This window comes from Myroides guanonis, assembly GCF_900114085.1.
Classification (GTDB): domain Bacteria; phylum Bacteroidota; class Bacteroidia; order Flavobacteriales; family Flavobacteriaceae; genus Flavobacterium; species Flavobacterium guanonis.
On record NZ_FORU01000015.1, the window covers coordinates 66,648 to 82,956 of the forward strand.

The following is a 16,309-nucleotide window of genomic DNA, read 5'->3' on the forward strand; positions in this document are numbered from 1 at the left end:
TCGTTCACTAAAAATGTCTACTAGACATTTTCTTAACGCTTCGCCCCCTAATTTAAATCACAATTCATACAAGAGACAAAGTAAATCTGCGAGAGCGGTTTAATCCTTAAAAGAAGCCATTCAATTCAGATGAAGATTTATTTCTTTCGTTTATAATGCAGTTGTGTCAATCCTGTTTCAAACGTTTTGACATTGAGAAGTTCAAGCGTTTGCTCTGGTCTGTTGTCTTTAAAAAGTCTTATTCCATTTCCTAATAATACGGGGACTATTGAAATGGTAAACTCATCTATTAAATCGTACCTCAGTAGTTCATTTATTACTTCCGCTCCACCGTCACAATAAATATTTTCTCCTTTTTCTAATTTCAGTCGATTGATTAATTTAGTCAAACTCCCTGTATAGAAAGTAGTTCTACCTACTTTCGGTCTTTCCGTTCTTGTAATAACATAAACATCTCGTTGTCCGTTGTCATAATGAGACAGACCAACATTTTTTAATACATAGTCATATGTTTTTCTACCAATAATTATGGTGTCAATTTTGGACGTAAATTCCGCATAGCCGTAATCTTCTCCTACTTTTTCTACAAGTTTCAAGAAACTTAGGTCATCATTTGGTTTTGCAATATACCCGTCTAAACTCATTGCAATGAAAAGTGATATTTTTCGCATCTGATTTTGATTTTCAATGTTTCTGCAAAGTTAGCTTTGGACAATGATAAAGATAAATAGAATAACAATTATTGTTATTAAGTAACCTTTAAATATTTACATATTAGTGATTTAAATTTATTTAATATTTGATTTTCTGCAAAACAATTACAACCAATATTATTCTTTCAACGAAACAAAAACACAGCCTTCATAAAGGCCTATGCGCTTATTTATTTCATCTGCTCACTGATTACTATTCACTACTTTCAGTCTCCAGTCACCTTTATAGCCATCACGCCGCCTGGCTCGTTCACTAAAAATGTCTACTAGACATTTTCTTAACGCTTCGCCCCTAATATAAATCAAAGAAATCCTTAAATCATAAAAATCACAGTTCAGACAATTTCAGTCCCCTTTATGGCCATCACGCCTTCTGGCTCGTTAACTAAAAATGTCTATTAGGCATTTTCTTAACGCTCCGCGCTCCAGTCTCCAGTCTCCTCAAAGTCAAATCCTTCGAGTTTTGTTCGAGTCTCCTTCGGGTCTTGTTCGGTAAATGAGCCTTTAACCCAAGTAAACACTGGAAATCCCCGAAGAGTCCCCGAACAAAGTACTTTTTAAAAATTATTAGGTATTGATATATAGTTAGTTATAAAATATTTCGAATCATTATATATCAAATGATATCAAAATAATCACAATACAAAACGAGTTTTGTATTTCCCTCTAGTTTTGCGATAGAAAGAACAGGTAAAGTAAATTCGCGAGAGTGGGTTTCGAATTGTTTATTAATTCAAACAGGAAATATCGTATATTTAACTCTATGTGACTACAATCCAATTATATATAGAATGCTTATTAACCAGTCCATTATTGCGGATATTAAATCCATTATTTCCCAATCAAGGGAATATGCCATACGTGCTATTGATCATCAGCGAACTCTTATGTATTGGCACATAGGTAAACGTATTTTTGAAGAGGAACAAGATGGGAAGGAGCGTGCAGATTATGGAACTTTTCTAATTAAATATCTTTCAGAACAACTCCAGCCAGAATTTGGAAGTGGTTTTTCGATTCGACAAATCAATTTATATAGACAATTTTATCGCACTTTTGAAAATGTGCACGCACTGCATGCACAATTGAGTTGGACACAATACAAGTTGCTTTTAAGTGTTGATACAGAGGATAAGAGGGCTTTTTATATTGCAGAAACTATTAAAAATAATTGGACAGTAAGACAATTAGAGAGACAGATTTACAGTAGCCTGTATGAACGATTGTTATTGAGCAATGACAAAGAAAGTGTATTGGCAGTTGCTAAGAATGAAAAGTTACCTTCCGACCCCAAGGAAATTATTAAGGATCCGATGATTTTAGAATTTCTGGGATTACAAAGAGAATCCTCTTATTACGAAAAGGATTTCGAAAACGCTATAATTACCCATTTGCAAGAATTTTTACTAGAGTTAGGAAATGGTTTTTCATTTGTGGCTAGACAAAAGAGAATTCATATTGAAGGAGATGAGTTCTTTGTAGATTTAGTGTTTTATAATCGAATTTTACAGTGTTTCGTAATTATCGAAATTAAAACGCATAAGCTAACACATCAAGATATTGGTCAGTTGCAAATGTATGTAAACTATTACGACAGAACCGAGCGTTTACCACATGAAAATCGAACTATTGGGATTTTGCTTTGTGCTAATAAAAATGATACAGTTGTAAAATACACACTTCCAGAAAAACAAAAACAAATTATTGCAAGTCAATATAAACTCTATCTACCGTCAGAGAAACAGTTATTAGAAGAACTTAATAAGGAATTGATGAATTTTGTGGGTAAAGATAAATATGACGAGTAGTTCAATCACTTTTTACGTTTCACATAATTTAAATCCTCTAATCATATAAATCACAGTTCATCTTCAGTCCCCTGTCTCCTAATCTCTGTCACCAATAAAAAGTCTGCTAATACAAATCACAGTTCAGACACAGACAAAGTAAATCCGCGAGAGCGTTTTTTTTAATACCTTCCTTTCAAGGGAGCGTTCATGTTTTCAATCAGATCCACTTACTGATTTTCTTTTTTTTACTATTTTGTAAAAATTATAAATATAGAATGCGACAAGCAAAAGAACTACTAATGTTTTAATTACTAAATTATATATAGAATTTACATCTATAAATTTATCTGTAATTATTATAAAAGTATAAGCAATAGCTATATTTATAGTAAGGTTGAATATTTCTTTAATAATGTTTAAATTTTTCATACTAATCGTTTTTCGAATTACTTCTAAGGTTTATAATTCTCTTTACCTTTCTTTTTTAATTTCAGTCTCCTTTATGGCCAACACGCCGCCTGGCTCGTTCACTAAAAATGTCTACTAGACATTTTCTTAACGCTCCGCCCCCTATTGAAAAGTGACATAATCTCCCTTGAGTCCTCTCAATTCCATAATTTATCAAGGCTTGCAAGTTTCTAGTTCACAACCTCTATCGGGACATATTTTTTTATCTCGTTTTGATTGGTTTAACATAGTTTCTTTGTGTAAATTTGGCTTAAAACTTAAGAAGTGTATTGATTCATGAACTGAACTTTTCTTTTGAATTTAGATATAAATATAATTGGTTATGAATAAAACTAATATCTTTTCAACATTTATTTTGAGTAGTGCTATACTAATGAGCTGTTTTTCTTGTAAAAAAAATGCAAGTACTAACAGTGCTACTAATAATACTATTAATGCTGCGGATTCTATGTGTTTGTCTTATCAAGAACTTGCTCAGAAAGATATTGGAAATAACACTATGAAATATTATGTTTTTGGAATGATTACGGTAACTGATTCTATTGTGGAAAAATATGCTACAATGAATGTACAGGTAATCTCTAAAAACTGTGCTATGTATCCAGAATTTGCTTGCTACAACAAGGTAATTGACAATTACCTCCAATCCAAAAAATAAACAAAACATAAACACACCTGCACCTAATAACTAAGCCTAGCTATGTCATTAAGTTAAGCTGTTTTTAGATGTTAATTTTATGATTTTCAGGGTGTTTAATATGTCTTTTTAATCTGTTTTTTTTCAAATTTCGAGGGAATTACCAACCTGGTATTATTGGGATGAGATGATCTATAAAGAGTATTCTTAATTCTTTTTGGTTCTTTTCATACTTTGCACAGAGAATAAAAGACTAATGACTTTGTCCTCATAACTCTCTATCTTGAGGTAGCTCATCATTAATTTGTTGAATAATAATACTTTGTATATTACTGACAAAATGGTTGAATTAAAATCTTGTTGAATACTATTATCAGAGTAACCTGAAAAAACCTCAATTCTAAGTTTACTTTTTAACTCATAATAGTAAGTTTCAGTCTCCTGTCTCCAAGTTTCCGTCTCCTATAACAAATCCTTAAATCACAGTCCAGAGAAGAGATGAAATGAATCAGAGAGAGTGGTGCTAAGGAACAAGCGTGACGCTTGCTCTAGCGGAGGAGTTAGTCAGTCAATAACGCACTACCTTCTAATTCTAATCTATTCAGATTGTATAGATATTTTAGGACTAGTCATTATGGTAAATCATATGCCATAATAAGATCTTCCTGAGAAATCTCATAGATTAATACTTCATTTTTCTGAATAATTTCATTTTCTGAAATACTTAGTAATGAAGATTTGTTCTTCAACCAAAACTCTTTGTTTTTAGAGCTAGTATAATAACCTTTATTGTTTGAAAATTTCAAAACAATTGAGTCTACATTATTTTGCATCCCAGGATAAATAAATCCAAATGCAGGGTTTCCTAACGGCTTAGGAATTGTAATAGACTCAATGTCACTTATAGATTTAGGTGAAACGGATAATGTGGATACTAGTACTGAAGTTTCTAACTTATCTCCAAATTGACCGAGTGTTCTATATCCATCGATAGTAATCGCAGATATGGATTTGTTTTCTAAGGCAACTTTATAATCATATTGTTTCGCATTCATCCTATCATCAGGGTCACAAGCAGAAGCTATTGTACAAAATAAAAATATTACTATGATCCTAAAGATTGTTAACAACTGTGTTTGCATGAGATTTAAATGATTTTTTGTAGAATTACTGTACAAGTTAAACAATTTATCATAAAATACATCAACGGTATGGGAACCATTTAATACCGTTTGTATTTGTTTTAGAGTGTAACCGCTAACTAAATCCACAGGGTACATTGTATTGAAGGCATTTTGATTAAAATTATCGAATTTTCATCTCTCAAAAACCGTAAATACTTCTAAATCATCACGTTTCTGTCTCCTGTCTCCAAGTGTCTGTCTCCTAATTTCAGTCTCCTGTCTCCTTTAAAGCCATCACGTCGCCTGGCTCGTTCACTAAAAATGTCTACTAGACATTTTCTTAACGCTTCGTCCCCTAATATAAATCACAGTTCAGACACAGACGAAGTAAATCCAAGGTAGTAGGTTGAATTTATAGGTACGGATTACACTCGAGGCTTTAGCCGAACGGAACGAAGTTAAATCTGTGCCATCGGGTCTTCTTCGGTTTTACAACGAGAAAAAATAATTAGATTATTTGTCCAACTTAATTGAGCTAAAATGGTTTTTCTAATATCTTGAGGTTGAAATTCAAATTGTGTCACCACTGGGGACACAAATTCAACAGAAGCGTACGTTTCATAAAACTGTATCATTCTGTACAATCCTCTTTTATTGAAACCTTTCAATTCTGGATTGTTCTTATGAGAAACTATCAATTAGCTAACATATTTATAGTAGTATATAAACTGAAATATTTGTATATTTGATACTATGGGAGAAAGAAATCTTTACATAATTGCTGGATGCAACGGAGCTGGAAAGACAACTGCTTCATTTTCTATATTACCGGAAATTTTAGAATGTAAAGAGTTTGTAAATGCTGATGAGATAGCTAAAGGTTTGTCTCCTTTTCAACCGGAAAAGGTTTCATTTGAATCGGGAAGAATTATGCTTAATAGAATAGAAGAGCTTTTTGATGGAAAAGAAAATTTTGCATTTGAAACTACTTTAGCAACTAAAATCTATAAACAAAAGGTTTTAAAAGCCCAAAAAGATGGTTATAACGTAACTTTGTTGTTTTTCTGGTTAAGTAGTATTGATTTAGCAAAAGAGCGCGTTAAAATGCGTGTAAAAGAAGGAGGCCATAATATTTCAGAAGAGGTAATTGAGAGAAGGTATATTAGTGGTATAGTTAATTTATTTGATATATTTACCAATAGTAGATCAGGCTTTAATTTTTGATAACTCTCAAGGTGTACATGAGTTAATCGCTGAGAAAAATAAGGAAGAAATAATAAACATTTTAGATTTTAAGAAATTTAATAATTTGAAAGAGCATTATGACAAAAGAAGAGAGACGAAATAAGATTTTAAAAGGACTTGAAGTTGCTTATCAGAAAATGATAGAGTTGAAAAGAAAAAATAACAGTGAGATTGTTATTGTAAAAGAAGGTAAGATTGTTAAGATTAAGCCATAAAAATACTTTATGATATATCTCAAATTTTGTAGTTCCAAAATAAACTAGGGTTAAATTCTAATTTAAGAATTTAACCCTTTTTTTATCAACGTAATCACAAGAATAACTGTTCACTACTTTCAGTCTCCCAATATAAATCAAGCAAATCCTTAAATCACAAAAATCACAGTCCAGACAGGACCGCACGACCATTATTAGTCCTGTGGACTGAAAATAGTAAGGTGCCAGTAGGTGCGATGGCCGAAGTAGATCAGAGCGATCGGGCAGAGGTATGCTGAGAATAGATCTTGCCTATTAACTAGTAGAGAAGGTGGCTATAGTAACCAAAAAAATATGACAATCACTATTTTTACGTATTATTGTCTTAGTAATTAATATGGAGGGCAGAAGTCATGCTTATTTAGTTTTTGTGATGCTAAGTAATCTAGCATTCGCTCAAAATAAAGAAGTTGTATTTGAAATACAGAATTCATTTGTACAAGACAGTTTGATGGTGGATGTGAAAATAACAAATAATACCGACAAGGATATTTGGCTTCCTATAGATACTTTTACATTAGCCTATGATCAAACAATGCCTAGTATAGCTACAAGAAGCTTTTTTACAATTAGACAGAATATCTTTGATAAAAAAGAGAATCAAGTTGTTGGTATTAGAGGAGAAGAAGGTACTGACTATTTATCCGATTTTGGATATATGGCATGGGCTGATCGAATGAAAAACAAAACTATTAACGATATTGTATTGATACCCAAAGGGCAATCAAAAATATTAAGCGTGTATTTTTATTTTTATCATCGCTTAAATAGTTTGGACTATTTTTGTTTTATAGATTATGAGAATTTCGAAAATGGTCAGTATGACTTTTATTTAAGTTATCAAATGAATCCTGAGAGCATTGAGAAATATTTGAGTAAAGAGATATTGGATGAATTAAAGGCAAAAGGATATGAGCCTTATTTTGGCAAAATAGAATCAAATAGGGTTCCATTAGTTATTGATTAGAACTTTTCTGTAAGTATTGTAGTTATCAATCTACAATAAATAGAAGTATTAAACCCGATATTATAATTATCGGGTTTATTTTTTCTAGAAACCTCGTTCGAGGCTCGATATTCGTGTTCCACAATGAAGTGTTCTTTATAACCGTAGTAAATCCGTGAGAGTGGGTTTTGTTCAGACTCCTGTCTCTTTTACGGCAATCACGTCGCCAGTCTCGTTCACTCTATCAGCCACCTCGCCATCTGGCCTCTTCACTAAAAATGTCTTCTAGACATTTTCTTAACGCTTCGCCCTCCTAATATAAATCACAATTCAAACAATAAGCTAACAGAGATTGTAAGTTGGTGAGGGCAGATAATATCAATATTGTAACAAAGAATTTACTCGAAACTTTAAGCAAAAAAACTTAATTTACAACTTCTTTAAAAACACACTTATGATGTTACAGCTGATTAGTATATTCCGTTTAAAAAGATTTGTTTTAATAGGTTGCTTCGTTTTAGCGACATCGTGTAAATCCATATCGACATCAGATTTACAAACGATTGATTTTAAAACTTTTGAGATAACAGTTCCCAATACCTGGAGAGCGATAGAAATACGTGGAATTGACAGCTATGTAGGAGGAATTGTAACTAATGAAAACGACACTTTAGTATTTGACATAGGCTGGTATTCTTATAATATAACCAATGATGATTTTCCGCTAGTGTTTGATAAAGAGTCTTATGAGGCATTGACAGAGAAAGAGAAAAATCTTCTAAAAAGCACAAAGCATTTACTGGTCGATTCGCTAAGTAGTAATATCGACTTTAAGAATTATCCAAAACAGAAAACGGAACACTATCGAATTGATTGTTACGATGCAAAAATAGTTACCCCAATCAATAAAGGTTTTGGAATAACAGGAATATACATCGATAGTTTAAAGGGAAGTAAAAAGCTATATACGAAGTCTAAAATGGCTTTATATGGAACTCACTTATCTCCAAATATTGAAAGTGATTTTACTAACGCAATGAAGACTATTAAATTTAAAAAACATTGCCTATAAGGTGACTTTTAAACTTAGTTGGTCTTGGAAGCTGAAGGATTGCACTCTAAGCTTTAGCCGAACAGAACGAAGTTAAATTCGAACCATCGGGTTTAAGTAACTTATTTACAAAATAATTTATTGAATATTTGCAAAAAAACACACTGCTATGAGAACAATCTTACTAATAGTTTCTATTTTTTATTTGACTTTGGTCAACTCATTTGGACAAAGCGATATGCCTAAGAACTTGAAACAAACAGTTTCTTATTTAGATAAAGATTGTTCAGACAGTTTGAAGCTAATTATAAAAAGCACTGATGATAAAGAGCTTAAAAAGCTGATTTATCCTTTTGGGAATAGTCAGTATAAAACTATTTATTATTGGTCAAATAATGATAAATCAGGAATTTATAAATATTTGACAAAGAAAGGAATTGATAATTTTAAAGAAGAAGTAATTTTAAGTAACTATAAAAGACACTTAAACAATACTGTTGTTAGTGAAGATTCTCTATTAAAACCATATTTAAAAATTGAGGCTAAATGGAGAGTTGAAGATAATAATAGATTTAGTACCGATACATTAAGAGGTGTGTATATTCCGAAAGATTTGGAAGACTGTTTTAAACAGATAAACATAATTTGGGATGAGAATGAAAGAAATCAAATTCTAAAATGGGATGAAAACGAATTTGCAGGTAAAGCACATTTTGGTTTTGGTATGTGGATGAGGAATAATTGGCAGCTTTGGAAAGGTTCAAGGCTTTCTAGGTATTTTAAAGATTTTAAAATTACCCATCCAGATGATATGACGGGAATTATATTAGTGAGTTATTACAGATTTTTGAGTAAAAAAGAAATTGAATTACAAGAACAAATAAAAGATGTTCGTGATTTTTGGACAAATGCAGAAGAACAAGAATTAAATAGAATACGAGAAGAGTTTGTAAAATACAAAATTGGTGATGTGGTAGAATATTATTTTAACTATGGTTATGTAAGTGAGGAACAAGAACGTAATTACGATGATGGTAGGTGTATTGCAAAGGGAATTATTATTGAACGTAATGATATTGATTTTCTACTAAAGATTAAGGTTATTGAAGCATGTGATAAAAAAGGAATAATTTATTATGACAATGAGGGGGAGATGATATATGACCCTAAAACTAAGAAATGGAATAATCCTAAAAAAAGAATTATTAAAAAAATGAAAGTTAATCAAGAACAATGGTTTAAATATGACGATTGGGAAACAATAGAAGATGATTTATAGTCTAGGTTTCTTTCTTTTTCAAAAGGGTTGAATATGTCTCAGTATGGTATTGCTGCTCAATATGTGAGTTCAAAGTATGAAGGAAAAGTATGAAGGAAAAGTATATCATGTTGATGTTATTTTTCTTAAAAATGGTAAGGGAGTATTCGGAAATACACTTTATGGAGGATACTATAATAAATATTATTAAAGATGAAATATAAAGTTGTAATTTATTGTTTAATAGCATTGTTGTTTTTTGGGTGTTTGAGTACATCTAAATACGTTTTAGATAACGATGCTAAAAATAAAATAGAAAAACTGTTGTCAATACATAAAGAATATGCGTTTATTGATTTATATGAAAAGTCTATTGTTCAAGAAGAAAAGAAATTTAAAATCCAAAATGGAGATTCTCTGTTTGATATAACGTCAATGGAGTTATATCAAGAATTCTGTTTGATAGTAGACTTTTATTCAAAAGACCATCCAACGTATGAAAATATAAAGTATGATAAATTGATTCATAAGTGGTTGCAAAAAGAATATCCTCCATATATTTCAATGGATAATCCAAATATTAAAACAACAATGACATTTAGAAGAGCTTTTGATTTTTATAATAGTAAAGATTTAAATGAATATATAGATTCTTTAAGAGTATTGTTTTATGCAAAGTATAGAAATAATGAATTAAAGAGTTTAGAGTGTTCAGAGGCTAGATTTAAAATTTGGGATAATGAACGTAGAGATTTAGAAAGTCGAAACTTATTGAATAGTAGTAATAGCAGACTTTCACCGCCAGAATAGTTAACCTTTCTTTGACAGTGTCCCATCTACTGCAATTAAATATCTGCTATATCTTGGTTTCGATAAATAACAATGTCTTAAAGGTATTTTCATTTATCTTTTAAGAGTTAGTCTTATTTAGTACACTTACCCCATACAGACTTAGTAAAGCCTCTTTCCTTCGTGGAAATGTAACTTAGTAGAAAATTTTAAAAGAGGAGTTTATTTAAACTCCTCTTTTTTTATTCCTTTTTACACCCATTTGTCTATACTAATTAGAATATCATAATAAGAGACAGTCTCATAATGCTTAAGCTTCTCTTTTTCTAAACAAACAACTAACGTGTCAATGTTTATATTTGATGCTGAATTTTTTTATTCCGTTAAATCCATCCCATTTTACTCAAATTAATGACATAAAAAAAACAATCTCACATTATTGCCTGTGAAATTGGTTTATAGTGTTTCAACTGATTAAGTAAGAGGGGAGAGGGGAAAACTCAAAAACAAATTCTAACCTTGCTTTTAGATGACTATAGTAACCGGAGGATAGGACAATCACTATTTTTACGTATTATTGTCATAGTAATTAATATAGAGGGCACAACTACGATGCTTGAGATAGCCAAGATATATTTCTAGGTATAAATTTATTAGTTTTAGGCGGATCTAGAATGTCTGGAGGCGCGTATACTTTTTATAATAAATGATATGAATATATTAGAAAATGATGTGCTTGTTTTTTTTAAGAAAGCTGTAAGTAGCAAGCTAACAATGTCTTCATCATTGACAGATTTTTGTAAGAATGAGGATGATGCTTACTATCTCTTTCTTGAGTTTTTTGAGAAATTTGAAATTGAAAAAGGATATTTAGATTTAGATAAATTCTTCTATCCTAAAGCAAGTTTATGGGGTGTCATTAGATTGAAAAGAAATGATTATGATGATAAACCAAAAATAACTATTCAGCATTTAATTAAAGTAGCAAAGAAAAAAGAATGGTTTGATCCAGTATAAGAATAAGAAAGCTGAGCATTGCTCGGCTTTCTATTGTTTAATATTAGGATGGAGTTTATAGATATATTCTTGTAGGTTTCCCAAAATCATAGAAATCCTTAAATCATAGAAATCAAAGTTCAGACAGGACCGCACGGACATTTTTAGTCCTGTGGACTGAAAATAGTAAGGTGCCAGTAGGTACGATGGCCGAAGTAAATCAGAGCGATCGGGCAGAGGTATGCTGAAAATAGATCTTGCCTATTAACTAGTAGAGAAGGCGGCTATAGTAACCAAAAAAATATGACAATCACTATTTTTACGTATTATTGTCTTAGTAATTAATATGAAGGGCAGAAGGCTTTTAAATTATTAAGATGAATATAATAAAGTATATAGTTTTTGTGATGCTAAGTAATCTAGCATTCGCTCAAAATAAAGAAGTTGTATTTGAAATACAGAATTCTTTTGTACAAGACAGTTTGATGGTGGCTGTGAAAATAACAAATAATACCGATAAGGATATTTGGCTTCCAATAGATACTTCTACTTTGGCTTATGATCAAACAATGTCAGATAGATATACAAGAGATTTTTTTACTATTAGTCAGATTATTTTTGATAAAAAATTGAATAAGGATGTTGGTGTTCAGGGGGTTGAGGGTTCGGATTATTTTTTTACTTTTGGATATCTGGCATGGGATGATCGTATGAAAAATAAAACTATTGAAGACATTGTATTAATACCCAAAGGACAATCAAAAATATTAAGCTTGTATTTTTATTTTTATCATCGCTTAAATAGTTTGGACTATTTTTGTTTTATAGATTATGAGAATTTCGAAAATGGTCAGTATGACTTTTATTTAAGTTATCAAATGAATCCTGAGAGCATTGATAAATATTTAAGTAAAGAGATATTGGATGAATTAAAGGCAAAAGGATATGAGCCTTATTTTGGCAAAATAGAATCAAATAGAGTTCCATTAGTTATTGATTAGAACTTTTCTGTAAGTATTGTAGTTATCAATCTACAATAAATAGAAGCATTAAACCCGATATTTTAATTAGAATTATCGGGTTTAATTTTTGTAGAAACCTCTGACACTGTACTAAAAACTGTGTAAGTTGAAAAATCTGCTTGGTTTAGAAACCAAGCAGATTTTTTATATAGTTATAGAAACCAAGAATTTAATTCTAGATGAGTTTTTCATGATTTTTAAATTGGTTCTCTATTTAAAAATCATGAAAAACCATTAATCACAAAAAATTAAAACGCAGACAATTTTTCTTCCTTCTAAGCTCTCTTAATGCCTCTTTGGACGAAAGAGGTAGTTCTTCTACAAAGTCCTTTTAAAACAACTATAAATAGCCTTTATGAAGATGTTTATACTCATAGTAGAACCTCAAACATAAATACTTAATCCAAAATATGGGTGTCAAAAAACATAAATTCTGTGGTTTTATTTGGGTTTCCTTCGAGTCATGTTTACGTCCAACACGCCTCCTGGCTCGTTCACTATCAGCCACCTCGCCATCTGGCCTCTTCACTAAAAATGTCTTCTAGACATTTTTTAAACGCTCGATCCTACTAGATATTTTATTAACGCTCCGCCCTGGAAAACAGGCCTCTAGCCCAAGTAAACACTAGAAATCTCCGAAGAGTCCCCGAACAAAATCCTTTTATGCTGTTTTTAGGTATTGATAACAGAGGTTTGTAAATTATTTTGAATCATTATATATCAAATGATATCAAAAACAATCACTTTCAAAATCAAGTATTCAATTTTTTATATTAACTAGTTTTTTGAGAATAGGGTAGTCGAGAAGAGAAATTGAAAGTCAAAAATCCGTTAGATTAAAATTATAACCAATTTTTTTCAGGATTTAGGTGTGTTGATAAGATAGCTAAAATATGTATTTGATTTTTATTATGATCTATTCTATAATGAACAAGGTATTTGTGTTTTTTTAAAGGTATGCAGTGAATATCTTTATAACGTTGTTCAAAAAAAGGAATTTGCTTTAAATCGTTTAAGGCTTTTCGGTATTCAGCTAAAAATTTGAGACCTTGTTTGTTTCATTTACTATTCAAATAATCTTTAGCATTTCTAAGGTCAATTTTTACCCTGGGGTCGGACACAATATTATAGACATTCATTATTCCACCTCTAATTCGTCTATCATTTTAAAAGCGTCTACTGGTTCTTGTGAATCTTTTATTCTATTGGAAACAATATCTTTGTGCCACAGTGGAATCTCAGGAGTATCTTGGTTATATTTAAACGTTAAAAAGTCAATATAACGTTCAACATCTTCTAGTAGTGTCTCTGGAAGCTTTTTAAGTTTTGAATTCACTTGATTTAGGGTTGTTGAGCTCATAGTCGTGTGGGTATTACATTGATACTAATTTAGCAACAAATTTACGAAGTTTAATTGTTTAATAATTAAAACTATATTAAATAAGAGAAAGTAATTGGGATCTCAATAAACCCATAGCCCTTCAAACCACTTATTACGTTTCACACTTTTACTTCGTCAGTTCGCTATGCTCGTGTCGTTTCACGCTTCACTGCTCACGCATTTCGCATTACTGTTCACGCTTCACTGTTTTCAGTCCCCTTTCTCCAATTCTCTGTCCCCTATTTAAAAGTGACATAATCTCCCTTCAATCCTCTCAACTCCATAATCTATCAAGGCTTGCAAGTTCCTAGTTCAAAGCCTCTTTCGGGATATATTTTTTTATCTCGTTTTGATTAGTTTAACATAATTTCTTTTTCTAAGTTTGGCTCAAAATTTAAGAAAAATGCCTGCTAACGAACTGCACTTTTCTTCTGATTTTAGATATAAATAAAATAACTAAGAATTTAACGAAATACAGATATAGATGAGGTTTTACGAAACTATACGCTATTTTATCTCGTAAAAAAATAATGTTAGCAGAAATGCTATAATACAATTATGCCTAGAAAAGAATTCATCGACCTAGTAAATGAAATAAAAAAAACAGGTCAATCACAAAAAATGTCAATTAGAAAATTTTTATGGGAATTTGATTACTGTGAAAAAAGAACAAGTGGTAATGTTTGGAGGATAAATGAATTTCTTGATAGAGAAAAAATGATGGTAGTTCCAAACTATCAAAATGGGTGGATTGACGAAATTATTGAACTCAAAGAAAAAGATAAAGCTAAGATAAAGAATGGAGATTCAAATAACGAAGAATTCGACCCTATTAGTCGTCTTTCTGTTCTTGAAGCTACCTCTAAAACTCCAATTAGTGTAAAAAGAGATGCTAATTTGGATAAAGCGTTTCATCTAATGTGGCAAAATGATTTTTCACAATTACCAGTGATGAACGATGAACGAAATGTTTTAGGAATAATAAATTGGCAGACAATCGCTAAAGGTTTTATTGCAAAAAAAGACTCTAATATTGTGAAAGATTATATGTCTAATGATTTCACAGTACTAGATGAAAACACTCCACTTTTCGAAGCAATAAAAGATGTGATAAAATATGGAGTTATTTTTATAAAAGACAGCCAACAAAAAATAAAAGGTCCAGTAACGACATCTGACTTAAATGAAGAATTTATTGAACAAATTGAACCATTCATTCTGTTAGAACAAATTGAAAATTACATAAGGTTAATTCTTAATGACAAAATAGTAATTGAAGATTTGCCTAAAGTAATATCACTTGAAGATCAAAGATGTATTGAGTCAATTAGTGATATGACTTTTGGTGAATATCTCAGAATTATGGAAAATGAAGAATGTTGGAAAGTGCTTAATCTTCCTTTTGATAAATCAGATTTCATTAAGAATTTACATTCTATTCGAAATATTAGAAATGCTGTTATGCATTTTCATCCAGATAAAATCTCAAAACAAGATTTAGATTCTTTGAGAAAGACTTCAAAATTTCTTGAAAACTTCTTTATGATAAAATAGTACTTCTGCTACATGAGCTTGGCTCAATGGCGAGTTAAGGGAGAAATTTAAAGTTTCTCCTTTTTTTGGTGTAAGAGCCTTTTACATTTCCTTTCTTCATAAATTTAGAAATAATAAAAGGCTGTTGCTTAGCTTAGTTCAAAATTGAAAGGTTAGGCTTTCAAATCCGCCACTATCGTTAATAGGCGGCCTATTATGTGCAATACCATTTGAAAAAACGTCCGTAAAATAGATAAGCAAAAATGCTCAAAGAAAACCAAATAAGATTAATTGAAGAAATAATTGAAACTGCATACAAATTACTAACTCATAAGCTTGCTTTTGGAGGTTTAACAGCAAGAAATGAAAGTGCTTTTCAACTTGAATTTGGTCATATCTTGAAAACTATAGGACAGCTTTATGAATTTAGACTAGTTGATAAATTTCATCTAGAATTTGAAACTTATATTTCTCTTAACGGAACTAGTATAAAAAGTAAATCTGATAGAGCTAGAATAGATTTACTATTGAAGTATCAAGATAATGAAAACTCTACGAAAGCAGCTATTGAATTAAAATTTTTTAAAAAAGATAATCACAGAGAACCTAATAATCGTTATGACGTTTTCAAAGATATTTCTAATCTTGAATTATATAAAAAGCACGACATTGATTTGTGCTATTTTATTCTTGCTACAGATCATACTCATTATTGTTTCAAAGATAGTTACTCACCGGACACGGCTGATTTCGATTTTCGGCACGAAAAAAAATATAACGCAGGAACTATACTTCAATATAAAACATTGAAGCCCTACGGAAATGATCTTACTTTAAACCAAGATTATGAATTTTTATGGGATACAATTAATGACCTGAATTTTTTAAAACTAAAGGTATAAATAGGCACAGCATATAACAAGGGTTTGGCGCAATGGCGGATTAAGTGCAAAATTTGAAGTTTCGGCTTTCTATGCCGCAAAAAGCTAATTACATTGACTTTTTTCTTAAATTTATTCAATTAATTGGCTTTTGCTTACTGTGTCACTAAATTGAAACTTTTTACTTCAATTTCCGCCAAGTGTGCCAAACCCAGAAACGT

15 protein-coding genes and 1 pseudogene are annotated in these 16,309 nt (G+C 30.8%); 12 read left to right on the forward strand and 4 right to left on the reverse strand.

What is annotated here, in order from left to right; all coding sequences use genetic code 11:
- Positions 1-137 precede the first annotated feature (137 nt).
- Positions 138-671 (reverse strand): dihydrofolate reductase family protein, encoded by a 534-nt coding sequence (locus tag BM024_RS11805; protein WP_090680616.1) that lies wholly within the window; start codon positions 669-671, stop codon positions 138-140.
- Positions 672-1,504: 833 nt separating this feature from the next.
- Between BM024_RS11805 and BM024_RS11810 the strand changes: the two genes are divergently transcribed.
- Positions 1,505-2,521, forward strand: coding sequence for a PDDEXK nuclease domain-containing protein (locus tag BM024_RS11810; RefSeq protein ID WP_090680619.1), 1,017 nt, complete (start codon positions 1,505-1,507; stop codon positions 2,519-2,521).
- A gap of 772 nt (positions 2,522-3,293) precedes the next feature.
- Positions 3,294-3,629 (forward strand): hypothetical protein, encoded by a 336-nt coding sequence (locus BM024_RS11820; protein ID WP_090680625.1) that lies wholly within the window; start codon positions 3,294-3,296, stop codon positions 3,627-3,629.
- 611 nt (positions 3,630-4,240) lie between these two features.
- Here the strand turns inward: BM024_RS11820 and BM024_RS11825 are convergent.
- Together BM024_RS11825 and BM024_RS11830 are read right to left on the reverse strand one after the other, a co-directional pair.
- Positions 4,241-4,750 (reverse strand): hypothetical protein, encoded by a 510-nt coding sequence (locus BM024_RS11825; RefSeq protein WP_218148710.1) that lies wholly within the window; start codon positions 4,748-4,750, stop codon positions 4,241-4,243.
- A gap of 440 nt (positions 4,751-5,190) precedes the next feature.
- Positions 5,191-5,430: a DUF1016 N-terminal domain-containing protein gene (locus BM024_RS11830; protein ID WP_090680630.1), complete on the reverse strand. Its 240-nt coding sequence runs from the start codon at positions 5,428-5,430 to the stop codon at positions 5,191-5,193.
- 55 nt (positions 5,431-5,485) lie between these two features.
- Here BM024_RS11830 and BM024_RS11835 point away from each other — a divergent pair.
- The 8 genes and pseudogenes from BM024_RS11835 to BM024_RS11865 all read left to right on the forward strand — a co-directional run bounded on the left by BM024_RS11835 (position 5,486) and on the right by BM024_RS11865 (position 12,272).
- Positions 5,486-6,080: pseudogene (locus BM024_RS11835) on the forward strand (zeta toxin family protein).
- Positions 6,055-6,192, forward strand: a complete 138-nt coding sequence (locus BM024_RS13760) for a hypothetical protein (protein WP_177190209.1) — start codon at positions 6,055-6,057, stop codon at positions 6,190-6,192. The pseudogene BM024_RS11835 and the gene BM024_RS13760 overlap by 26 nt, the downstream one beginning before the upstream one ends.
- Before the next feature lie 376 nt (positions 6,193-6,568).
- Positions 6,569-7,198, forward strand: coding sequence for a hypothetical protein (locus BM024_RS11840; protein WP_090680634.1), 630 nt, complete (start codon positions 6,569-6,571; stop codon positions 7,196-7,198).
- Between the two features lie 433 nt (positions 7,199-7,631).
- Positions 7,632-8,249, forward strand: a complete 618-nt coding sequence (locus BM024_RS11845) for a hypothetical protein (RefSeq protein ID WP_143077770.1) — start codon at positions 7,632-7,634, stop codon at positions 8,247-8,249.
- A gap of 148 nt (positions 8,250-8,397) precedes the next feature.
- Entirely contained in the window at positions 8,398-9,507 is a 1,110-nt protein-coding gene (locus BM024_RS11850; protein WP_090680641.1) for a DUF6794 domain-containing protein, read from the forward strand.
- 192 nt (positions 9,508-9,699) lie between these two features.
- Positions 9,700-10,296 (forward strand): hypothetical protein, encoded by a 597-nt coding sequence (locus BM024_RS11855; RefSeq protein ID WP_090680644.1) that lies wholly within the window; start codon positions 9,700-9,702, stop codon positions 10,294-10,296.
- A 690-nt stretch (positions 10,297-10,986) separates the two neighbouring features.
- Positions 10,987-11,292, forward strand: a complete 306-nt coding sequence (locus BM024_RS11860; RefSeq protein WP_090680646.1) for a DUF1493 family protein — start codon at positions 10,987-10,989, stop codon at positions 11,290-11,292.
- A gap of 356 nt (positions 11,293-11,648) precedes the next feature.
- Positions 11,649-12,272, forward strand: a complete 624-nt coding sequence (locus BM024_RS11865; RefSeq protein WP_143077771.1) for a hypothetical protein — start codon at positions 11,649-11,651, stop codon at positions 12,270-12,272.
- 1,159 nt (positions 12,273-13,431) lie between these two features.
- Here the strand turns inward: BM024_RS11865 and BM024_RS11870 are convergent.
- Positions 13,432-13,653: a hypothetical protein gene (locus tag BM024_RS11870; protein ID WP_090680651.1), complete on the reverse strand. Its 222-nt coding sequence runs from the start codon at positions 13,651-13,653 to the stop codon at positions 13,432-13,434.
- A gap of 579 nt (positions 13,654-14,232) precedes the next feature.
- Here BM024_RS11870 and BM024_RS11875 point away from each other — a divergent pair.
- Complete coding sequence (locus tag BM024_RS11875; protein ID WP_090680652.1) at positions 14,233-15,228, forward strand: CBS domain-containing protein; 996 nt, start codon at positions 14,233-14,235, stop codon at positions 15,226-15,228.
- Positions 15,229-15,470: 242 nt separating this feature from the next.
- Positions 15,471-16,109 carry a hypothetical protein gene (locus BM024_RS11880; RefSeq protein ID WP_090680653.1) on the forward strand — a complete coding sequence of 213 codons (639 nt, stop codon included), beginning with the start codon at positions 15,471-15,473 and terminating at the stop codon, positions 16,107-16,109.
- Positions 16,110-16,309 lie beyond the last annotated feature (200 nt).